We start from the raw sequence: 19,043 nt of genomic DNA, 5'->3' as shown, positions 1-19,043 counted from the left end.
GTTTGGTACATGGTTGAAGAATAGGCCCGGGCAGCGAGGGCGGCGAATCAAGGTTGGCTATTGAAGTGATAGGAACAATGGCCATTCTTGATGTTGCCCCCTAGAGCTTCAATTGGCCGATCGCCTTGTTCAGCTCCCCGGCCAGCGTCGCCAACTCGTTACTGGTGGTCGCCGAGTCCACGGTCTGTTGCACGGTGTTTTCGGTGACATCGCGAATGCTCACTACCGCGCGGTTCATCTCTTCGGCCACCTGACTTTGCTGTTCTGCCGCCACCGCAATCTGCGTGTTGCTCTCGCGCATTTGCGCCACCGCGCCGGTGATTTCCGCCAGTGCTTCGCCGGCCTCCTGCGCCTGTTGCACGCAGTCATCGGCCTTGTACGAACTCTCCTGCATGAAGTCCACCGCGTCGCGGGTGCCGGCCTGCAACGCCGAGACCATGGTGGTGATCTCATCGGTGGAGGTCTGCACACGTTTGGCAAGGTTGCGCACCTCGTCGGCGACCACCGCAAACCCGCGACCCATCTCCCCGGCGCGCGCCGCTTCGATGGCGGCGTTGAGTGCGAGCAGATTGGTTTGTTCGGCGATGCTGTGGATCACGCTGACCACGCCGTTGATCTTTTGGCTGTCCTCGGCCAGACGCTGGATCATCTCGGCGGTCTGCTGCACGCCGCTGGACAGTCCGGCAATCGAATTCTGCACCCGGCTCACCACTTGCTGGCCGCTGCCGGCCAGACCGTCGGCGGTCTGCGACAGATCGCGAGTGGCGCCGGCGTGCTGGGCGATGTGGTAGACGGTGGCGGTCATTTCGTTGATCGCCGTGGCGGCCTGATCGGTTTCGCTCTGCTGGCCGAGCATGCCGTGACGCACTTCGTTCATGCTCGACGCCAGTCGCGCGGCACCGACGTCGAGTTGCCGCGCGGTGTTGGCCACTGTGGTCACTACTCGCTGATAACCGGCCTGCATCGCATTGAACGCGTTGGCCATCTGACCGACTTCATCCTTGCAGGCCAGCGGCACCCGGGCGGCGAGGTCGCCGGTTTTCTCCACGTGCAGCATCACGTCCTTGAGGGTGTTGAGTTGGCTGAGCAGGAAACGGATCAACAACTGTGAAGCGCCAAGCATCGCCAGCATCAGGATGAACACCGCCACCGCGTAGTTGGCGAAGCGTTCGCTGAACACCTGACTGAGGCTTGGGGCATAGGCGATCACGGCGACCTGCTGACCATCGGCACGGCTGAAGACCTCGGCGCCGAGCAGCGGGTTTTCACCGAACAACGGCAAGTGACTGATCTCGATCCAGCCGTTGCTGTCGGTGATCTCCAGCAGCGGTTGATCGTTGAGGCGCGGCGCTTCGCCGCGTTTGAAAGTCAGCACTTGATCGGATTTGGGCAGCGCCTGCCCGGCCGGCCAGGCCTTGAGCAATTGCGCCTGGGCCTGGGCCGAAGTTTGCGCGGCGTGGCTGCGGGCCTGTTGTTCGAGCTGCACGGCGTACAGCACCAGCAACAGGGTGGTGACAAAGGCGACCGCGTTGACCGCCCAGAATTTGTATTTCAGCGAGATATTGCTAAGCCAGGCACCCATGGAGGTCTTCTCTGATAGCGGAAACAGTTTTGGCAAGGTGCCATTATTGTGCCGCTACGCAGGTGTCCGGATCTTGATGTGCATCAACAAGTGATGCATTGGCCTCGGCTAGGGCAGGGTAGGTAAACCGTAGAAAGCACGTGCGCAAGCGGTGGTGTGGGCCGCCAGGTCTGCTTCGGTCTCGCCTCGATGCAACGCCACTTCACGCAGCACTTCGGTCAGATACGCCGGCTCGTTGCGGCCGTTTTTCGGCTTCGGCCGCAACGTGCGCGGCAGCAGGTACGGTGCATCGCTTTCCAGCATCAGGCGACCGCGCTTGATCTCCTTCACCAGCGGATGCAAATGGGTGCCGCGACGCTCGTCGCAGATCCAGCCGGTGATGCCGATGTGCAGATCCAGATCGAGGTAGCTGAACAGGGCTTTCTGCTCGCCGGTGAAGCAATGCACCACGGCGGCGGGCAAGCGGTCGCGGAAGTCACGGAGGATGTCCAGCAGGCGCTGGCTCGCATCACGCTCGTGCAGGAACACCGGCAATTGCAGTTCGGCAGCCAGCGCCAGATGTTCTTCGAGGACTTTTTCCTGCTGCGGGCGCGGCGAAAAATCACGGTTGAAATCCAGCCCGCATTCGCCCACCGCGACCATGTTCGATTCCTGCAGCAGACTGCGCAGACGCCGCGCGCTGTCGGCGTTCCAGTCGCTGGCCGAATGCGGGTGAATGCCGGCGGTGGCGAACAGTCGCTGGCCGTCCGGATCCAGTTGCTGGCATAGCTCCAGTGCCTGTTCGCTGCCTTCGACGCTGGTGCCGGTCAGCACCAGTTGGCAGACTCCGGCCGCATAGGCGCGGTCGAGCACGGCCTGGTGTTTGTCGGCGAAACTGGGGTTGGTCAGGTTGACGCCGATATCGATGAGTTGCATGGTGCTACCTCGGGCCGAAGGCCGGAAAGCATATCAGAGCTGTAGATTTATAAGAAAAGCCAAGAACTACAACGGCTTATGGCTGTCTGTTGAGGCCGCGTAGCAGGCCGGGTTGGCAGAGTTGCCATCACTGTGCCAGTCTCTCGCACTTTATCAGCGCTCCAGGCGCTCTGTTTTCGTCGGTGTTTTGCGGCCGCTCAGCGGTGAAAACGCCCCGTATTCTTTCCGGAGAGTGGATGGTTCGTCCCTCGGTTTTGCTCCTGCTGTGTGGTTCGTTGCTGCTGCCGATGACGGCGGTCGCACGGCTGCCCGGGCCGCTGCAAGCCGTGCCGGCCGCCAAGGTTCGCGACCTGACCGAAATCCGCAGCAGCCGCGTGTTGCGAGTGTTGGTCAACCAGAGCCGCAACAGCTCCGGCGAAGTCCAGGGCCAGGCGATCGGCATCGAATACCACCGGCTGCGCGCCTTCGAGCAATACCTCAATGGCCACGCTCGCGACGGCCAGGAAATCACCCTCAAGATCATCCCCAAAGCCAAGGATCAACTGCTCGGCGCGCTACAGCGTGGCGAAGGCGATCTTGTTGCGCCAGGCGAACTGCTCGAGCTGCAACCGGGCCACGCGGTCGCCAGCAGCGAGCCGATTGCCAGCAACGTGCCGCTGGTGCTGGTCGGCATCAAGGGTGAAAAACGCTACACCAAGGTCGAGCAACTGGCCGGCAAAACCCTGGCGCTGCCCACCGGCAGTGCGGCGGGGGAGGCGGTCAGTCAGCTCAACCAGAAACTGGCGCTGCACAAATTGGCGCCGATCAAGATCGAATGGGTCGATCCGACGCTGGCGGTCGAGGACGTGCTGGAGATGGTTCAGGGCGGGATCTTCCACTTGACCATCGTCGAGCAACCGATTGCCGAGCGGTGGGGCAAGATCCTGCCCAAGCTGCGTTTCGACCGTCAGGTGATGATCAGCGAACCGGGCGAGGAATACTGGTTCGTGCGCCGTGATGCGTCGATGTTGCGGGCCAGCATCGACCGCTTCCTGACCGGCTACAAAAAACCGTCGAACGAAGATGCGGCGTTCCTGCGGATCTACCGCCGTCTCTATCAGGTGCACTATCCGTTGGCCAAGGCTGACCGCCAGCGCCTGGAGAAACTGCGCCCGACCCTGCAGAAGCACGCCGAAGCGCAAAACATGGATTGGCTCAACCTGGCGGCGCTGGCCTTCAAGGAGTCGGCGCTACAGCCCAACGCGCGCAACGGCAGCGGCCCGACCGGGCTGATGCAGATCACGCCGTCCGCCGCGCAGCGAGTCGGCGTCAACAATATCCAGAATCTCGATGCGAATGTGCAGGCCGGGGCCAAGTATCTGGCGATGATCCGCCGCAAGTTCTTCAACAGCCCGAAACTCAACGAGCGCGAGCGCATGGCGTTCACCCTGGCCGCCTACAACATCGGCCCGGAACGGGTGCAAGGCATGCGTGCCGAGGCGCAGCGTCGCGGCCTGAATCCCAACCAATGGTTCTTCCAGGTCGAGCGCATCGCCATGGAGCAGGTGGGAATGGGCGCCGTCAGCTATGTTAATAGCGTGAACAAGTATTACTTGGCGTTCGACCGGGAGCGGGAGTCGTTGGAGCCCGGGGGGCAGAAAGTGGTTTCACGCAAATGATCAAAAAAGTTGATTGTTATGGCGGAATTTTTGCGCTTTTAACATGAAATTAACTGATTAATATAGCGGCCAACCAACAAGCACTTCTGACAACAAGGAAACGCAACATGAGCTCTCTGATCAACAAGGTTCTGTTCACCCGCGCCGGCTACGGTCTGACCATTCTGCGCATTGCCGTCGGCGTGATCTTCGCCGCCCACGGCTCGCAGAAACTCTTCGGCCTGTTCGGTGGCTACGGCCTGGCGGGCACTGCGCAATACATGGAAAGCATCGGCCTGACCCCGGGTTACCTGATGGCCACCTTGGCCGGCGGTACCGAGTTCTTCGCCGGTCTGGCGCTGATCATCGGCCTGCTGGTTCGCCCGGCGGCACTGGGCCTGACCTTCCTGTCGCTGGTGGCGATCTTCACCGTGCACATCAGCAACGGTCTGTTCATGGCCAACAACGGTTACGAGTTCGCTCTGGCCCTGCTCGGCGGTAGCCTCGCGGTGCTGATCGAAGGCGCCGGCAAGCTCTCGGTGGATCGCGCCATCGCCGGTTGAAGGCTCTGTCTCAAGCAAAAGGCCCGCATTGTGCGGGCCTTTTTTGTTGCGGCTGATTCTTGACACTGGCCGGTCACGTTCTCTAGGATGCCGCTCATGCGCCGATTTAAACAGCTACTTGCGGGGCGCCAGGTGACTATTCTTCAGTTGCCGTCAGAAGCCGGAACAGGGCTTCGAAATACCGCTAAAGCGCTGGTTCGGTGTTGCCTCTCACCTGCCATGCAGACTTTTGAGGCAGAGACACGACACGATGAATGCACTACGCCCTCCAGCACGTCCCGCGCCGATCACGGCACACATCACCCAGCGCAATCCGAAAATCCTGCTTGGCGGCAAACATCAGCCGACGCTGTTGCGTTATCTCGATGGCTGGCCACGCCGCAGCGGCGGTCCTGCCGCCTTCCTGATCCAGTTTGTCGAAGACGGTGAGTCGCTGGCGCGTTTTGCCGATGACAGTTTCGATCTGGCCGTCATTCAGGCCCCAAGCCTTGAAGAGGCGCCGGAAATGATTCGCCAACTGACCCGCGTCGCGCGTCAGGGCCTGATCACCCGGCGCTGAGCGTCAGGCATATTCGATCGCCACGATGTAGACGAACTGTTCGCCGGTCGGCGTCTGTACCCGCACTTCAGCATCCAGCGCCTTGCCGATCAGGGCGCGGGCCAGCGGTGAGTCGATGCTGATCAGGCCGAGTTTCAGGTCCAGTTCGTCCGGGCCGACGATGCGATAGCGCGATTGTTTGCCGTCCTCGTCTTCGATGGTCACCCACGCGCCGAAGTAGACCTTGTTCGGATCGCTCGGTTTTTCGCTGACCACTTTCAACGCCTCAAGGCGTTTGGTGAGAAAACGCACGCGACTGTCGATCTCGCGCAGCATTTTCTTGCCGTAGGTGTACTCGGCATTTTCCGAACGATCACCCTGAGCCGCCGCTTCGCTGACCGATTGCGTCACCTGCGGGCGGCGCACGTGCCAAAGCTCATGGAATTCGGCGCGCATCCGCGCTTCACCTTCGGGGGTGATCAGCGCGGTGCCGGCGGTGCGGGGAGGGCGATAACGGCTCATGGCAACTTCTTTTGATTAAGACGGCTGGAGTCTATCAACCCTCGCGCAACACTGTCAGCGGGCTGGCGTTCAGCGCACGCCGCGTGCCGAACACCCCGGCGCCACCGATCAGCGCCGCGCCGATCAACGGCAACAGCAGCAACCACGGATGGGGATGCCATGGCAGGTCGAAGGCAAAGCGATACAGCACCAGACTCACCACTTCCGAACCGATCGCCGCGAGCAATCCGCTGACCGCGCCGAGCAAGCCGAACTCGATCCGTCGCGCCTTGATCAGCAACTGCCGCTCGGCCCCCAGCGCACGCAACAGCGCACCCTGGCGAATGCGCTCATCCAGGGTTGCCTGCAAACCGGAAAACAGCACCGCCATCCCCGCCGCCAACACAAACAACAACACATACTCCACCGCCAGGGTGACCTGGGCAAGGATGCTGCGCAGCTGTTCGAGCAAGGCTTCGACCTGCAGGATGGTCACTGCCGGGAATGCTCGGGACAGCTCGACAATCTGCTGATCGTGACCGGGTGCCAGATAGAAGCTGGTCAGGTAGGTCGCCGGCAGATCCTTCAGGGTGCCGGGCTGGAAGATCATGAAGAAGTTCGGCTGGAAGTTGTCCCAGTTGATCTCCCGCAAACTGGTGACCTTCGCTTCGCGATTGACCCCGCCGACGCTGAACACCATGTGATCGCCCAGCTTGAGCTTGAGGCTTTCGGCCACCTTGCCTTCCACCGATACGCCCGGAACGTCATCCGAAGGTTGCCCGGTCCACCACGAACCGGCGGTGATCTTGTTGCCCGCCGGCAGATCCGCCGCCCAGGTCAGGCTCAGGTCGCGCTGGATCGCGCGGTCGCCGGCCGAATCCTTGCTGACGATCTGCTGCACCGCTTCGCCATTGATGCTGATCAGCCGTCCCGGTACCACCGGATACAACGGCGCGGCCTGGGCCGAGACATTGATCAGGTGATCGGTGAAGGCCTGTTTGTCGGCCGGCAGGATGTTCAGGGCGAAATAGTTGGGGGCGTTCTTCGGCAACTGGTTTTGCCAGGTGTCGAGCAGTTCACCGCGCAGCAGTGCAATCAACGCCATGGACAGCAGAATCAGCCCGAAGGCCAATGACTGGCCAGCCGCCGCCAAAGGATGGCGCAACAACTGACCCAGCCCGAGACGCCACGGCAAGGACGCGCGCGCAAGCAGGCGACGCAGGCTTTGCAGCAGCAACAGCAGCAAGCCGCCGAGCACCAGCGCGGCGACCACACCGCCGCCGAGCAGGGCGAACGTCAGCAGCAGGTCCAGACTCAGGCGCCACATGATCAACCCGAGCGCGCCGAGTGCCGCGCCATAGACCATCCAGGTGCTCGATGGAATCGGCAGCATGTCCCGACGCAATACCCGCAGCGGCGGCACGCGGCCCAGCGCGGCGAGCGGTGGCAGGGCGAAACCGGCCAGCGCCACCAGCCCGGTGCCGATTCCGGCCAGTGCCGGCAACAAGGCACCCGGCGGTACGTCGGTCGGTAGCAGATCATGCAGCAGCGCGAACAATCCCAATTGCGCGAGCCAGCCGAGCAGGGCGCCGCTGAGGCTGGCGAGCAGGCCGAGCACCGTCAGTTGCAGACTGAACAGCACCAGGGTTTCCCGGCGCGACAAGCCCAGGCAACGCAGCAGGGCGCTGGCGTCGAAACGCCGGCTGGCGAAGCGGTTCGCCGATAGCGCCACCGCGACACCGGCCAGAAGCACGGCAACCAGACTGGCCATGTTCAGATAGCGTTCGGCCTTGCCCAGTGCACCGCCGATCTGCCGGTTGCCATCGCGGGCATCCTGAATCCGCTGGTTGGCGGCGAGTCCCGGTTTGATTAGCTGGCGATAGGTTTCCAGCGCCTGCGGCTCTCCGCGCCACAGTTCTCGGTAACTCACCCGGCTGCCGGGTTGCACCACGCCGGTCGCGGCGAGGTCGTCGAGGTTGATCAGCACCCGTGGCGTCAGGCTGTAGAAGTTGCCGGCGCGATCCGGTTCGTAGGTCAGCACTCGCGTCAGTTTCAACGTCTTCATGCCGACGTCGATGCTGTCGCCGATCTTCAGGTCCAGCGCCGTCAGCAGGCGCGCTTCGACCCAGGCTTCACCGGGCTGCGGCTCGCCTCCCGTTTCTTCTGTCGCGTAAGGGGCGAGAGCGCTTTTCAGCTCGCCGCGCAGCGGATAGGCGCGGTCGACCGCTTTGATGCTGGAGAGCTGAATGCCGTTGTCCGTGGCGATGACGCTGGAAAACTCCACCACCTGCGCATGATCCAGACGCAGCTCGGTGCCGCTCCGGATCTGTTCCAGCCGGGCCGGCGAACTGCCTTCGAGCGACAGGTCGGCGCCTAAAAACTCGGTGGCGCGCAGCATCATCGCGCCGTTGAGGCGGGCACCGAAATAGCCGATCGCGGTACTCGCCGCGACTGCCACGACCAAGGCGAAAAACAGTACCCGCAGTTCACCGGCGCGGGCATCGCGCATCAGTTGGCGCAGGGCGAGACTGAACAGACGCAACAGCGGCAGACGTGCCATCAAGGCTCCAGAGGGGCGACCAACAGGCCGGCTTCAAGACGGATCAGACGCCGGCAACGATGGGCCAGGCGTTCGTCGTGGGTCACCAGCACCAGGGTGGTGCCGCGTTCCTTGTTCAATTCGAACAGCAAGTCGCTGATGCGCTCGCCGGTGTGGCTGTCGAGGTTGCCGGTGGGTTCGTCGGCGAACAGCACGTCCGGCTCGGCGGCGAACGCCCGGGCAATCGCCACGCGCTGCTGCTCACCACCGGAGAGCTGGCGTGGCGAGTGAGTCAGGCGCTGGCCAAGGCCGACCCGTTGCAGCAATTCGGTGGCGCGGCTTCGAGCGTCTTTGCGGCCGTCGAGCTCCAGCGGCAGCATGACGTTTTCCAGCGCGTTGAGGCTGTCCAGCAGCTGAAACGACTGAAAGACGAAGCCTACGTGTTCGGCGCGAATGCGCGCGCGCTGGTCTTCGTCGAGATTGCTCAGGCCTTGCCCGGCGAGCGCCACTTCGCCGCTGCTCGGCAGGTCAAGGCCCGCGAGCAGACCGAGCAGGGTGGATTTGCCGGAACCGGACGCGCCGACGATGGCCAGGCTGTCGCCCTTGTTCAGTTCCAGGCTGAGTTCGTGCAGGATGGTCAGTTCACCTTCCGCGCTGGGAACCACTTTGCTAAGGTTCTTCGCGGTGAGAATGCTTGCGCCCATGGAGAATCCGATGCGTGTGTGGTTTTTGAGTGCTGGCCTGGCCTTGATGTGCATGGCCCAGAACGCAGCGGCGGGTACAGTCCTGATCGTTGGCGATAGTATCAGCGCCGGTTTCGGACTGGATACCCGGCTGGGGTGGGTGTCGTTGCTCGAACAGCGGCTCAAGACCGAAGGCTTTGACGACAAAGTGGTCAATGCGTCCATCAGTGGCGACACCAGTGCCGGAGGCCAGGCGCGGCTGCCGGCGCTGCTTGCAGAGCACAAACCGGAACTGGTGATCCTCGAATTGGGCGGCAATGATGGCCTGCGCGGAATGCCGCCGACGCAATTGCAACAAAATCTTGCTTCGATGATCGACAGCTCCCGCCAGAGCGGTGCCAAGGTGCTGTTGCTCGGCATGCAGTTGCCACCCAATTACGGCAAGCGCTATACCGATGCCTTTGCCGAGGTCTACGGCAAGCTCGCCGAGGAGAAAAAAATCCCGCTGGTGCCGTTTTTCCTTGACGGAGTGGGCGGGCATCCGGACTTGATGCAGGCCGACGGTCTGCACCCGGCGGCGGGGGCTCAGGGCAAGTTGCTGGAAAATGTCTGGCCGACGCTAAAACCGCTGTTATGAGGCTTTTCTAGCGGCAGGCTTTCGGCTAATGTGGCGCCCCCTAATTTGGAGCCCCCGATGCCGCGTTCTGCCTGGTCCCTGTTCGCCTACCAACTGATCGAGCCTGACGAACAGCTGGATCTGTTCGCCTGCCAGGAAGTGCGAGTGCATCTGGTGACCCGTCAACTGGAGCTCGGTGGCTCGGCTGACCGAACCCTGTGCGGCAGTCTGCTGCCGGCGCAACCGCGCTGGTCGAGCGTGGATCGCCGGGTGTTCCAGGATCAGCGCCTGTGTTCGCTGTGCCGGGCGATCCTCGAATCGCAGAAGCGCGGCACCTCGCCGATCTGGCCCGAGTTGCGTTTCGAGCTTTAAGCGCAGGCATCTTCCGAATGCAGTCCGGGCGGGCGGCAGCTTCAATCATGAAGAGTTTGCCAGCCCATCGGCGCATCTCCCCGAATTCTCTGGACGCGGTGTACAATCGCGTTCTTATTACCCTTGTCGATCTTGCGAAGGATTCTCCGGATGTTGCCGCGTTTTCCTGCCGTCACCCGCTGCCTGTCTCTTGCCGCCCTGTGTGTGGCCGGTCCCGTTGCTGCACTGGAGTTTCCCCTGCCACCACCCGGTGAAGACATCATCGGCCAGGTGCAGGTGATCAAGGCCAAGTACGAAGACACCTTTGCCGATCTGGGCACCACCTACGATCTGGGCTATTCGGAAATGGTCGCGGCCAACCCGGGTGTCGATGCCTGGTTGCCGGGCGCCGGCACCGAAGTGGTCCTGCCGACCCGCTTCATCCTGCCACCGGGCCCGCGCGAAGGCATCGTGATCAACCTGGCCGAATACCGCCTCTACTACTACCCGAAAGGCCGGAACGTGGTGTACACCTTCCCGCTGGGTATCGGCCGTGAAGGCTGGGGCTCGCCGATCGCGCACACCACGATCACCGCCAAGACGCCGAATCCGACCTGGACGCCGCCTGCCTCGATCAAGGCCGAGCACGCTGCCGACGGTGATCCGCTGCCGAACGTGGTGCCGGCCGGTCCTGACAACCCGCTGGGGCCGTTCAAGTTCACGCTGGGCACGCCGGGCTACCTGATCCACGGTTCGAACAAGAAGTTCGGCATCGGCATGCGCACCAGCCACGGCTGCTTCCGCATGTTCAACAACAACGTGCTGGAAATGGCCGGCATGGTGCCGGTGGGGACTTCGGTACGAATCCTCAACGACGCGTACAAGTTCGGTCGCAGTGGCGGCAAGATCTACCTGGAAGCGCACACGCCGATCGACGACAAGGGCAACCCGTCGGTGGTCGACAAGCACACCGCCGTGATCAACGCGATGCTCAAGCGTGAAGACATCACCAACAACCTGCGCATGGACTGGGATGTGGTGCGTGATGTGGTGGCGGCCGAAGATGGCCTGCCAACCGAAATCGGCACGCCGAGCACCTCGGCGCCGATGGTCTCTAGCGCACCGATCGACCTGCAGCAATAAGCTGAAAGACAAAACCCGCCGAGGCTTGCGCAGCGGCGGGTTTTTTATTGCCCGCAGAAAACTGCTGGCACAAAAAAGCCGACCCAAAAAATGGGTCGGCTTGATAACAATCCCGAAGGACTATTACTTGCGGCTAGCTTTTTCCAGCATGCGCAGAGCACGCTCGTTAGCTTCGTCAGCAGTCTGTTGTGCTTTTTGAGCAGCAGCCAGAGCTTCATCAGCTTTACGGTAAGCTTCGTCTGCACGAGCCTGGGAGCGAGCAGCTGCGTCTTCAGTAGCGGTCAGACGTGCTTCGGTTTCTTTCGATGCGCTGCTGCAACCGGTAGCCAGAACTGCGGCCAGAGCCAGAGCAGAGAATTTCAGAACGTTGTTCATCGTGTTCCCCTTCAAGGACTTTCAATTAAGTGGCTGTCTCCTCCGATTGAGGAAATAGCCGGCGTACATACTACCCATTACTTGTAGTAAGTAAACTGACGTGAGGCAAGAAGCAAAAAAAATTGTAGGCGTTGATTCTTTTTCGAGCAACTTTTAACTGGGCTGTATAAAAAATATCCAGCTGTAAGGCGCGAGATGAGCGAGTTATTGAGAAAAAGTTCCCGTTGTCGTGCGCTGTTTTGCAGGTAACGGCTAAAGTGCGTCTATATGGATTCGTCCACACTTTTGTTGCGAATTTGCGCAGCGCCTCGCATATCTTTGTCCATGTTGAGGTGACTTTAAAACGGGGGGCTCGTCTTAAGTCTCAACATCCGGCGATGTTCAGCCTTTTGGCTCGGGAAGATTGTCTCCCGAACCCGCCCTGAGTCCACCGGAACTGCCCCCCGTCAATCTGCGTGATGACGAGCGTACCTTGAGCATTTTCGCCAATGGTGCCTACTATTTGATACGTGCTCGGGTTGCGCGAGATCGGTGCAGTTCTTCTCGGTGTCCATCAGGCACGGGGTGGCGTAGATGTTCCTTCGCCGGGAAAACATCGGTAAGGTAGGGGTCAGAATTCGAGACCCGCGAGGAGTAGTGATGAGCGAGGCGTTGTCCATCCACCATGACCAGGCTGGTCATCAGTTCGAGACCAATGTGGACGGTCATCGTGCCTACCTGACCTATATGGATCTGGGGAAACAGACCCTGGATATCTACCGCACCTTCGTGCCCAACGCGTTGCGTGGCCGAGGCATCGCGGCAGCCCTGACCGAACGGGCGTTGCAGTACGCCGATGAAATGGGCTACACGGTCATTCCATCGTGCTCCTACGTGGAGCGCTACATGGAGCGTCACCAGCGGCGCACCGCCAAGATCTGACTGACCTCACCGCACACACAAAAACGCCGGGCAATGCCCGGCGTTTTTTTATGCCTGCGAAACGGCTGTCAGCCGCGCTGACGTTTCGGCAGGACATCCTTGAGTTTGGCGTGCATGCTGCGCAAGGTGTTTTCGGTAGCGGACCAGTCGATGCAGGCATCGGTGATCGACACGCCGTATTGCAGGTCGGCGAGGTCTTTCGGGATCGCCTGGCAGCCCCAGTTCAGGTGACTCTCGACCATCAGGCCGATGATCGAGTGGTTGCCTTCGAGAATCTGGTTGGCGACGTTCTCCATCACCAGCGGTTGCAGGGCCGGATCCTTGTTGGAGTTGGCGTGGCTGCAATCGACCATGATGTTCGGCTTGATCTTGGCCTTGTTCAGCGCCTGCTCGCACAGGGCGACGCTGACCGAATCGTAGTTCGGCTTGCCGTTGCCACCGCGCAGCACCACGTGACCGTAGGCGTTGCCCTTGGTGGTGACGATCGACACGCCACCTTCCTGGTTGATGCCCAGGAAACGGTGCGGGCTGGAAACCGACTGCAAGGCGTTGATCGCCACGGTCAGGCCGCCGTCGGTGCCGTTCTTGAAACCGACCGCCGAGGACAGGCCGGAAGCCATTTCTCGGTGGGTCTGGGATTCGGTGGTGCGTGCGCCGATGGCCGACCAGCTGATCAGGTCCTGCAGATACTGCGGGGAGATCGGGTCGAGGGCTTCGGTCGCGGTCGGCAGGCCTTTCTCGGCCAGGTCCAGCAGCAACTGGCGACCGATGTGCAGACCGTCCTGGATCTTGAACGAGTCATCCAGGTACGGGTCGTTGATCAGGCCTTTCCAGCCGACGGTGGTCCGTGGCTTTTCGAAATACACGCGCATGACCAGATACAGGGTGTCCGAGACTTCTGCCGCCAGCACCTTCAGGCGATCGGCATATTCGTGGGCAGCCTTGATGTCGTGGATCGAGCAGGGGCCGATCACCACGAACAGACGATGGTCGGTGCCATCGAGAATGTTGCGGATGACCTCGCGACCCTTGGTGACGGTGCGCAGGGCAGCGTCGCTCAGAGGGATATCACGCTTGAGCTGATCGGGAGTGATCAGGGTCTCGTTGGAAGCGACGTTCAGGTCGTTGATCGGTAAATCAGCCATCGTTTACTCGTCAGGTCACGGGTGCCGGCCGCCAGCGATCCCCGCGCGGCGGAGCACAGCGGATTTAAGCGCGTCGGGGAGCCGAACCTTATCGCGTTAGACGCCTGCTAGACAATGGGCAAGTAACTGTTCAGTCCAGCTATGGTTACGCGAAAGCCTTGCGAACGCTGTCGTGGGAGAACTCTTCGGCGTGTTGTTCGACCCATTGCAGGGCTCGCGCCTGGATATCCTGCAGGTCATCGTGGGCATCGTTGATTCGGCAATAGCGCTCGATCTGACACACCTGCTCACCCATTCGCGCGCTGAACAGCGTCTGCTCATCAGTGAATGCAATGCCGACCAGATAACCTTTTTTGCGACGCAGGCACCAGGCCACATAGCCCGGATAGGCGAAATCGGCATTGATGGTCGGCATGCGCACCTGCAAGGCGGTGCCATGGCGCCAGGCACGGTGGTAATTGCAAGCGATGCCGCCGAGGCTGATAGTGTGCAGCCGTTGACGCGAAATACACTCCGGTGTGAGCAAGGTCAGTTCAACGGGCACATCATCCGGATGAGGAATAAACCGTCCCATGAGCACAGACTCCCTGTGTCGGCCATTTGACATTGTTTCCCCCAGTATAGTGGTCGAATCGCAGCTGACCGATTTTGACGCCGACCAACGGCTGCTGGCGATGAACGGCGTTTCGCTGGTGATTTTCACCAGCGTCGGCTGCGCCAGTTGCCGCTATGCCCGCGAAGTGTTGCCGGGGCTCGATCTGGCCGTCGATCGCGTGTGCTGGATCGATGCCGGCGACAACGGCGGACTGGTCGAGCGTTATCAGGTCTTTCATTTGCCGGCGCTGTTTGTGGTGCGCGACGGCGAGTTCTTTGGGGCAGTGCACACGCGCCTGAATGTCGATGAGCTGAACGCAGCCGTGGCGCAGGCGCTGGGTCGAATTGCAGAGGAGTTGCCGTGATGGGAGCAGTGAACAAACCGGTGGTGGGGATTATCGGCACCGGCGCCATCGGAGGGTTTTACGGGGTGATGCTGGCCCGGGCCGGATTCGATGTGCACTTTCTGTTGCGCAGTGAATTTTCCGCAGTCGCCGAGGGCGGCTTGCAGGTGGACAGCGCCGTGCATGGCGCCTTGACGCTGAACCCGGTGCAGGCCTATTCGTCGGCAGAAGACATGCCGCCCTGCGACTGGCTGCTGGTCGGCGCCAAGACCACCAGCAATGCCGGGCTGGCACCGTCGATCATTCAGGCGGCGAAACCCGACGCGAAAGTGCTGGTGCTGCAAAACGGCCTCGACGTCGAAGACAGCTTGCGTGCGTTGTTGCCCGACTCCCTGCATTTGCTGGGCGGTTTGTGCCTGATCTGCGTCCACCGCGAAGGGCCGGGGCAGATCACCCATCAGGCGCTGGGGGCGGTGAACGTCGGTTACCACAGCGGTCCGGCACCGGATGATGCGGCGCGCATGGCAATCGTCGGAGAGGGCGCCGGCCTGTTCCGCGCCGCCGGTCTCGATTCCCAGGCGATGCCGAACCTGCATCAGGCGCGCTGGCAGAAACTGGTTTGGAACATTCCCTACAACGGGCTTTCGGTGTTGCTCGGTGCCGGCACCACGCCGTTGATGGCCGACACTGACAGCCGCGCACTGATTCAGGCGCTGATGGCTGAAGTGGTGCAGGGCGCCAAGGCCTGCGGTCACGACATGCCGCCCGGTTACGCCGAATACCTGTTCATGATGACCGAGAAAATGCCCGACTATTGGCCGAGCATGTACCACGACTTTTTGCACAAGCGACCGCTGGAGCTCGAGGCGATCTACGCTCGTCCTTTGGCGGCGGCAAAAGCGGCAGGCTGCGAGTTGCCGCGAATCGAATCGTTGTATCGCACATTGAGCTTTATCGACCGGCGTAACGTTTAAACCGGTCGCACTGGGGGAAAGGCATGGCCAAGAACATCGATGACAAACTGGTGCTGGCGATCTCGTCCCGTGCCCTGTTCGACCTGAGCGAAAGCCACAAGGTGTATGAGTCGAGTGGCGTCGAAGCATACCGTCAATATCAGATCGATCACGAAGACGAAATCCTCGCGCCGGGCGATGCCTTTCCGCTGGTGGAAAAACTGCTCAACCTCAACAGTCGCCTCGGCCGCGCCCGGGTCGAGGTGATTCTGGTGTCGCGCAACAGTGCTGATACCGGCCTGCGCGTCTTCAACTCCATTGGTCATTACGGCCTGGCGATTTCCCGCGCGGCGTTCGTCGGCGGGCGCAGTCCTTATCCGTATCTGAAGGCCTTTGGTTGCGATCTGTTTCTCTCCACCCATGCCGAAGATGTGCGCGCTGCGCTGGATGCCGGTTTCGCGGCGGCGACCATTCTGTCCGGCGGCGCCAGTCGTGCGGCCAGCGATGAGTTGCGCATCGCCTTCGACGGTGACGCCGTGCTGTTTTCCGACGAATCGGAGCGCGTCTATCAATCCGGTGGCCTCGAAGCCTTCCAGGCCAAGGAGCGTGAATCCGCTCGCGAACCGTTGCGCGGCGGGCCATTCAAGGGCTTTCTCGCGGCGCTCAATCTGTTGCAGCGCGAGTTCTCCGATGAGGAGTGCCCGATCCGCACCGCGCTGGTCACTGCGCGTTCGGCGCCGGCCCATGAGCGGGTGATCCGCACACTGCGCGAGTGGGACATTCGTCTGGACGAGTCGCTGTTTCTCGGTGGCCTGACCAAATCGGCGTTCCTCGAAGCCTTCGCCGCCGACGTGTTTTTCGACGATCAGGCCGGCCACTGCGAGCTGGCCCGGGAAGTCGTGGCGACCGGTCACGTGCCCCACGGCATCAGCAACGAACCGGCGGTCTAAAGCCCACGTGGTTCAAGACGTTGCGTCGCACGCCGTAGTCGTCAAGGCACTGCTAAGCTGAATCAAATCTCCGCCATGTTGGCACGCGAGGAGGTCATATGATTCGTTCGATGCTGTATGCCACTGACCTCGGTCTGTACGCACCGTTAGTGATGCAGCATGCCCTGGCAATGGCGCGAACGTTCAATGCCGATCTGTACGTGGTGCACGCGGTGGAACCCATGGGGCTGTTTGCCGAATCGGTGTTGCAGAGCTATCTCGACGAACAGGCGTTGAACGAATTTCACAGTCAGGGTCTGAAAACCGTCATCGCCAATATCGAGCAGCGGGTGCTCGACAGTTTTCGTGAAGAACTGGGGGACGAGGGCGAGCAGGACTTGCAGCGGATACGCGCGGTGCGGGTGCTGCAGGGCGATCCGTCACAGGTGATTCTCGATCAGGTACAGAAACTCTCCGTCGATTTGCTGATCGTAGGAAGTCACAGCCACGGGGTCGGGGCGGAAACACCTTTGGGGCGAACGGCGGCCCGGCTGCTGCAATTGTCCAAGGTGCCGGTTTATCTGGTGCCGCTGGTGGAGCGTCGGCGTCGGGAGGATCGCTGAGGCAGGAATAATGGCACTTTGATAAAAAAGTTCTAGATTTATTCTTCAAACCATTAATATAGTTATATACCGTCGCTGATGCCCGTGGCGTCTACCTGCTTTGAGGGATTCATATGAAGCTTCAACAATTGCGCTACATCTGGGAAGTGGCGCACCACGACCTCAACGTTTCCGCTACAGCCCAAAGCCTCTACACCTCGCAACCGGGCATCAGTAAACAGATCCGCCTGCTGGAAGACGAACTGGGCGTCGAAGTGTTCGCCCGCAGCGGCAAGCACCTGACCCGCGTCACCCCAGCCGGCGAGCGCATCATCACCACCGCCGGCGAGATTCTGCGCAAGGTCGAAAGCATCAAGCAGATCGCCCAGGAATTCTCCAACGAGAAGAAAGGCACCCTGTCGATCGCCACCACCCACACCCAGGCACGTTATGCGCTGCCGCCGGTGATCAGCAATTTCATCAAGCAATACCCGGACGTGGCGCTGCACATGCACCAGGGTTCGCCGATGCAGATCGCCGAGATGGCCGCTGACGGCACCGTCGATTTCGCCATCGCCACCGAAGCGCTGGAGCTGTTCGGCGATCTGGTGATGATGCCGTGCTACCGCTGGAACCGTTGCGTAGTTGTGCCTCAGGGCCACCCGCTGACCAAGTTGCCGAAGCTGACCCTCGAAGCGCTGGCCGAATACCCGATCGTGACTTACGTGTTCGGTTTCACCGGCCGTTCGAAACTCGACGAAGCCTTCAGCCATCGCGGCCTGACGCCGAAAGTGGTGTTCACCGCTGCCGACGCCGACGTGATCAAAACCTACGTGCGCCTGGGCCTGGGCGTTGGCATCGTGGCGAAAATGGCGGTCGACACCAAACTGGATAACGATCTGGTGGTGCTCGATGCCAGCGAACTGTTCGAGTCCAGCGTGACCAAGATCGGTTTCCGTCGCGGTACTTTCCTGCGCGGCTTCATGTGCGACTTCATCGAGAAGTTCGCGCCGCACCTTACCCGCGAAGTCATGGCCAAGGCCATTCAGTGCCACAACAAGCAGGAACTGGAAGAACTGTTCGAAGGCGTCGAACTGCCGGTTCACTAAGCCCCTGTCTACAGCACCTCGGTGACAGCAAACTGTTGCCGGGTGCCTGCCACCAGAATCTCTACCTCGTCACCCTCGAATTTGCCCAGCAGGCTTTTGCCCAGCGGCGAGCGCGGGGTGATGACGGTAATCGGCTGACCCACCACGTCGACCTTCAAACCTGCCGCATCCGGCGCCAGAAACAGCCATTGTTCACGACCCTTTTCGTCTTCCAGACCGAGCAGGGCGCCGATTTCAATCCCCCGCTGATCGTCATACGCGCGCAGCGTCAGGTTCTGGCACAGCGCCAGTGACTGACGAATTTCCTCGACCCGTTTCGCCTGGCCCGCCGCCAGGTACGACGCCTCAAGACCCAGGGTGTCGTACTTGTTTTCGGCGATGTTCTCTTCGTGGGTCGCGGTTTCGTAGGCGGTTTGCGCCGCGCGCTCGGCGATGTCGAGATCGACGCGCAGCTTGTCGAGAATCAGTTGGTGAACAATCTGTTTATTCATGATCAATCGCAGAATTGCAGGACATTGGCGCGGCTCTTTTCGCTCGGGGCCGTCTGATCCTGTTGCAGCCAGAACTGGCATTTGGGGTTCGACAGATTACGTGTGCTGCCACGGGCCTGGTCCAGGCGTGCCTGTTGCTCGTTTTTGCGCAGGTTTTCTTCGTACTGTTCGAACAGGCGGTTTTGTGGCTCAGGTTCTGGCTGCGGCTGGGCGGCTACCGGAGGCTTGCTCAGTTGTTGCACCGCTTCCGCCACTGGCTGCAACTGACGGCTGAAGAGTAGTGAGGCGAGCCAGCAAGTCAGTGCAATGGCCAGGAAACCCAGCCACAGACCCAGGGCAATGCTGCCGGTCAATTGCAGCGCGCTAAGCTGAACAGGCAAGGGGCGACGCGGGTTGGGACGATAGGGCATGGCTGCCTCCTGGCGGATGAATGCGGGCGAGTGGCGATTGTCGCACGAAGATTAATTGCCGTCGGCTCTTCTGCATGGAGACATTTATGCGGACAATCGGCG

22 protein-coding genes are annotated in these 19,043 nt (G+C 61.2%); 12 read left to right on the top strand and 10 right to left on the bottom strand.

What is annotated here, in order from left to right:
• Positions 1–100: 100 nt before the first annotated feature.
• Positions 101–1,582 carry a methyl-accepting chemotaxis protein gene (locus tag EIY71_RS07730; RefSeq protein ID WP_134021216.1) on the bottom strand — a complete coding sequence of 494 codons (1,482 nt, stop codon included), beginning with the start codon at positions 1,580–1,582 and terminating at the stop codon, positions 101–103.
• Positions 1,583–1,690: 108 nt separating this feature from the next.
• Positions 1,691–2,497 (bottom strand): TatD family hydrolase, encoded by an 807-nt coding sequence (locus EIY71_RS07725; RefSeq protein WP_102717110.1) that lies wholly within the window; start codon positions 2,495–2,497, stop codon positions 1,691–1,693.
• A 236-nt stretch (positions 2,498–2,733) separates the two neighbouring features.
• On the opposite strand from EIY71_RS07725, the gene EIY71_RS07720 reads away from it, so the two are divergent.
• The 3 genes from EIY71_RS07720 (at position 2,734) to EIY71_RS07710 (ending at position 5,256) form a co-directional block, all read left to right on the top strand.
• Positions 2,734–4,155 (top strand): transglycosylase SLT domain-containing protein, encoded by a 1,422-nt coding sequence (locus EIY71_RS07720; protein ID WP_134021213.1) that lies wholly within the window; start codon positions 2,734–2,736, stop codon positions 4,153–4,155.
• A 107-nt stretch (positions 4,156–4,262) separates the two neighbouring features.
• Entirely contained in the window at positions 4,263–4,697 is a 435-nt protein-coding gene (locus EIY71_RS07715) for a DoxX family protein (RefSeq protein WP_007950955.1), read from the top strand.
• Between the two features lie 250 nt (positions 4,698–4,947).
• Positions 4,948–5,256: a hypothetical protein gene (locus EIY71_RS07710; protein WP_085607170.1), complete on the top strand. Its 309-nt coding sequence runs from the start codon at positions 4,948–4,950 to the stop codon at positions 5,254–5,256.
• 3 nt (positions 5,257–5,259) lie between these two features.
• Here the strand turns inward: EIY71_RS07710 and greB are convergent, their stop codons facing one another.
• From greB to EIY71_RS07695, 3 genes are read right to left on the bottom strand one after another with little or no spacing between them, the layout of a single operon-like run.
• A complete protein-coding gene (gene greB, locus EIY71_RS07705) occupies positions 5,260–5,757 on the bottom strand; it encodes a transcription elongation factor GreB (RefSeq protein WP_085744980.1) in 498 nt (165 codons plus the stop codon).
• A 34-nt stretch (positions 5,758–5,791) separates the two neighbouring features.
• On the bottom strand, positions 5,792–8,296 hold the full coding sequence (locus EIY71_RS07700; RefSeq protein WP_102686463.1) for an ABC transporter permease: 2,505 nt from the start codon (positions 8,294–8,296) through the stop codon (positions 5,792–5,794).
• Entirely contained in the window at positions 8,296–8,979 is a 684-nt protein-coding gene (locus EIY71_RS07695; RefSeq protein ID WP_134021210.1) for an ABC transporter ATP-binding protein, read from the bottom strand. The genes EIY71_RS07700 and EIY71_RS07695 overlap by 1 nt, the downstream gene beginning before the upstream one ends.
• A 10-nt stretch (positions 8,980–8,989) precedes the next feature.
• On the opposite strand from EIY71_RS07695, the gene EIY71_RS07690 reads away from it, so the two are divergent.
• The 3 genes from EIY71_RS07690 (at position 8,990) to EIY71_RS07680 (ending at position 11,068) form a co-directional block, all read left to right on the top strand.
• On the top strand, positions 8,990–9,595 hold the full coding sequence (locus EIY71_RS07690) for an arylesterase (RefSeq protein ID WP_007955652.1): 606 nt from the start codon (positions 8,990–8,992) through the stop codon (positions 9,593–9,595).
• Positions 9,596–9,652: 57 nt separating this feature from the next.
• Positions 9,653–9,946, top strand: coding sequence for a hypothetical protein (locus tag EIY71_RS07685; RefSeq protein ID WP_007955656.1), 294 nt, complete (start codon positions 9,653–9,655; stop codon positions 9,944–9,946).
• Positions 9,947–10,096: 150 nt separating this feature from the next.
• Entirely contained in the window at positions 10,097–11,068 is a 972-nt protein-coding gene (locus EIY71_RS07680; RefSeq protein ID WP_102686461.1) for a L,D-transpeptidase family protein, read from the top strand.
• Positions 11,069–11,191: 123 nt separating this feature from the next.
• On the opposite strand, the gene oprI is transcribed toward EIY71_RS07680, so the two are convergent.
• Positions 11,192–11,443 carry an outer membrane lipoprotei OprI gene (oprI, locus tag EIY71_RS07675; protein ID WP_003183784.1) on the bottom strand — a complete coding sequence of 84 codons (252 nt, stop codon included), beginning with the start codon at positions 11,441–11,443 and terminating at the stop codon, positions 11,192–11,194.
• Positions 11,444–12,082: 639 nt separating this feature from the next.
• Between oprI and EIY71_RS07670 the strand changes: the two genes are divergently transcribed.
• Complete coding sequence (locus EIY71_RS07670) at positions 12,083–12,364, top strand: GNAT family N-acetyltransferase (protein ID WP_007955658.1); 282 nt, start codon at positions 12,083–12,085, stop codon at positions 12,362–12,364.
• Between the two features lie 68 nt (positions 12,365–12,432).
• Here EIY71_RS07670 and EIY71_RS07665 read toward each other — a convergent pair whose 3' ends face one another.
• Positions 12,433–13,509: a 3-deoxy-7-phosphoheptulonate synthase gene (locus tag EIY71_RS07665; protein WP_134021207.1), complete on the bottom strand. Its 1,077-nt coding sequence runs from the start codon at positions 13,507–13,509 to the stop codon at positions 12,433–12,435.
• A gap of 145 nt (positions 13,510–13,654) precedes the next feature.
• Positions 13,655–14,083 carry a PilZ domain-containing protein gene (locus tag EIY71_RS07660; protein ID WP_007955677.1) on the bottom strand — a complete coding sequence of 143 codons (429 nt, stop codon included), beginning with the start codon at positions 14,081–14,083 and terminating at the stop codon, positions 13,655–13,657.
• Here EIY71_RS07660 and EIY71_RS07655 point away from each other — a divergent pair.
• The 5 genes from EIY71_RS07655 (at position 14,082) to cysB (ending at position 18,040) form a co-directional block, all read left to right on the top strand.
• Positions 14,082–14,468 carry a co-chaperone YbbN gene (locus tag EIY71_RS07655; RefSeq protein ID WP_085744977.1) on the top strand — a complete coding sequence of 129 codons (387 nt, stop codon included), beginning with the start codon at positions 14,082–14,084 and terminating at the stop codon, positions 14,466–14,468. The genes EIY71_RS07660 and EIY71_RS07655 overlap by 2 nt on opposite strands.
• Positions 14,465–15,421 (top strand): putative 2-dehydropantoate 2-reductase, encoded by a 957-nt coding sequence (locus tag EIY71_RS07650; protein WP_173892740.1) that lies wholly within the window; start codon positions 14,465–14,467, stop codon positions 15,419–15,421. Before EIY71_RS07655 ends, EIY71_RS07650 begins: the two co-directional genes overlap by 4 nt.
• A gap of 23 nt (positions 15,422–15,444) precedes the next feature.
• On the top strand, positions 15,445–16,350 hold the full coding sequence (locus EIY71_RS07645; protein WP_007955682.1) for a 5'-nucleotidase: 906 nt from the start codon (positions 15,445–15,447) through the stop codon (positions 16,348–16,350).
• Between the two features lie 98 nt (positions 16,351–16,448).
• Positions 16,449–16,952 (top strand): universal stress protein, encoded by a 504-nt coding sequence (locus tag EIY71_RS07640; RefSeq protein WP_007955683.1) that lies wholly within the window; start codon positions 16,449–16,451, stop codon positions 16,950–16,952.
• Positions 16,953–17,065: 113 nt separating this feature from the next.
• Positions 17,066–18,040 (top strand): HTH-type transcriptional regulator CysB, encoded by a 975-nt coding sequence (cysB, locus tag EIY71_RS07635; RefSeq protein ID WP_007955684.1) that lies wholly within the window; start codon positions 17,066–17,068, stop codon positions 18,038–18,040.
• 8 nt (positions 18,041–18,048) lie between these two features.
• Here the strand turns inward: cysB and EIY71_RS07630 are convergent, their stop codons facing one another.
• Both EIY71_RS07630 and EIY71_RS07625 read right to left on the bottom strand, forming a co-directional pair.
• Complete coding sequence (locus EIY71_RS07630; protein WP_085744974.1) at positions 18,049–18,531, bottom strand: GreA/GreB family elongation factor; 483 nt, start codon at positions 18,529–18,531, stop codon at positions 18,049–18,051.
• 2 nt (positions 18,532–18,533) lie between these two features.
• A complete protein-coding gene (locus EIY71_RS07625; protein WP_039770468.1) occupies positions 18,534–18,941 on the bottom strand; it encodes a hypothetical protein in 408 nt (135 codons plus the stop codon).
• Positions 18,942–19,043 lie beyond the last annotated feature (102 nt).

Source organism: Pseudomonas sp. CH235, from assembly GCF_004368175.1.
Taxonomy (GTDB): Bacteria; Pseudomonadota; Gammaproteobacteria; order Pseudomonadales; family Pseudomonadaceae; genus Aquipseudomonas; species Aquipseudomonas paraglycinae.
Note: the sequence above shows the minus strand (reverse complement) of the source record. Positions and strands in the feature narration are given on the sequence as shown.

Excerpts from the sequence above, each read along its gene's own strand:
- oprI (WP_003183784.1), bottom strand. The coding sequence starts at position 11,443 with ATGAACAACGTTCTGAAATTCTCTGCTCTGGCTCTGGCCGCAGTTCTG.
- EIY71_RS07720 (WP_134021213.1), top strand. The coding sequence starts at position 2,734 with ATGGTTCGTCCCTCGGTTTTGCTCCTGCTGTGTGGTTCGTTGCTGCTG.
- EIY71_RS07625 (WP_039770468.1), bottom strand. The coding sequence starts at position 18,941 with ATGCCCTATCGTCCCAACCCGCGTCGCCCCTTGCCTGTTCAGCTTAGC.
- EIY71_RS07645 (WP_007955682.1), top strand. The coding sequence starts at position 15,445 with ATGGCCAAGAACATCGATGACAAACTGGTGCTGGCGATCTCGTCCCGT.
- EIY71_RS07715 (WP_007950955.1), top strand. The coding sequence starts at position 4,263 with ATGAGCTCTCTGATCAACAAGGTTCTGTTCACCCGCGCCGGCTACGGT.
- EIY71_RS07725 (WP_102717110.1), bottom strand. The coding sequence starts at position 2,497 with ATGCAACTCATCGATATCGGCGTCAACCTGACCAACCCCAGTTTCGCC.
- greB (WP_085744980.1), bottom strand. The coding sequence starts at position 5,757 with ATGAGCCGTTATCGCCCTCCCCGCACCGCCGGCACCGCGCTGATCACC.
- EIY71_RS07680 (WP_102686461.1), top strand. The coding sequence starts at position 10,097 with ATGTTGCCGCGTTTTCCTGCCGTCACCCGCTGCCTGTCTCTTGCCGCC.
- EIY71_RS07690 (WP_007955652.1), top strand. The coding sequence starts at position 8,990 with ATGCGTGTGTGGTTTTTGAGTGCTGGCCTGGCCTTGATGTGCATGGCC.
- EIY71_RS07670 (WP_007955658.1), top strand. The coding sequence starts at position 12,083 with ATGAGCGAGGCGTTGTCCATCCACCATGACCAGGCTGGTCATCAGTTC.
- EIY71_RS07700 (WP_102686463.1), bottom strand. The coding sequence starts at position 8,296 with ATGGCACGTCTGCCGCTGTTGCGTCTGTTCAGTCTCGCCCTGCGCCAA.
- EIY71_RS07695 (WP_134021210.1), bottom strand. The coding sequence starts at position 8,979 with ATGGGCGCAAGCATTCTCACCGCGAAGAACCTTAGCAAAGTGGTTCCC.
- EIY71_RS07655 (WP_085744977.1), top strand. The coding sequence starts at position 14,082 with ATGAGCACAGACTCCCTGTGTCGGCCATTTGACATTGTTTCCCCCAGT.
- EIY71_RS07630 (WP_085744974.1), bottom strand. The coding sequence starts at position 18,531 with ATGAATAAACAGATTGTTCACCAACTGATTCTCGACAAGCTGCGCGTC.
- EIY71_RS07660 (WP_007955677.1), bottom strand. The coding sequence starts at position 14,083 with ATGGGACGGTTTATTCCTCATCCGGATGATGTGCCCGTTGAACTGACC.
- EIY71_RS07710 (WP_085607170.1), top strand. The coding sequence starts at position 4,948 with ATGAATGCACTACGCCCTCCAGCACGTCCCGCGCCGATCACGGCACAC.
- EIY71_RS07665 (WP_134021207.1), bottom strand. The coding sequence starts at position 13,509 with ATGGCTGATTTACCGATCAACGACCTGAACGTCGCTTCCAACGAGACC.
- cysB (WP_007955684.1), top strand. The coding sequence starts at position 17,066 with ATGAAGCTTCAACAATTGCGCTACATCTGGGAAGTGGCGCACCACGAC.
- EIY71_RS07730 (WP_134021216.1), bottom strand. The coding sequence starts at position 1,582 with ATGGGTGCCTGGCTTAGCAATATCTCGCTGAAATACAAATTCTGGGCG.
- EIY71_RS07685 (WP_007955656.1), top strand. The coding sequence starts at position 9,653 with ATGCCGCGTTCTGCCTGGTCCCTGTTCGCCTACCAACTGATCGAGCCT.
- EIY71_RS07640 (WP_007955683.1), top strand. The coding sequence starts at position 16,449 with ATGATTCGTTCGATGCTGTATGCCACTGACCTCGGTCTGTACGCACCG.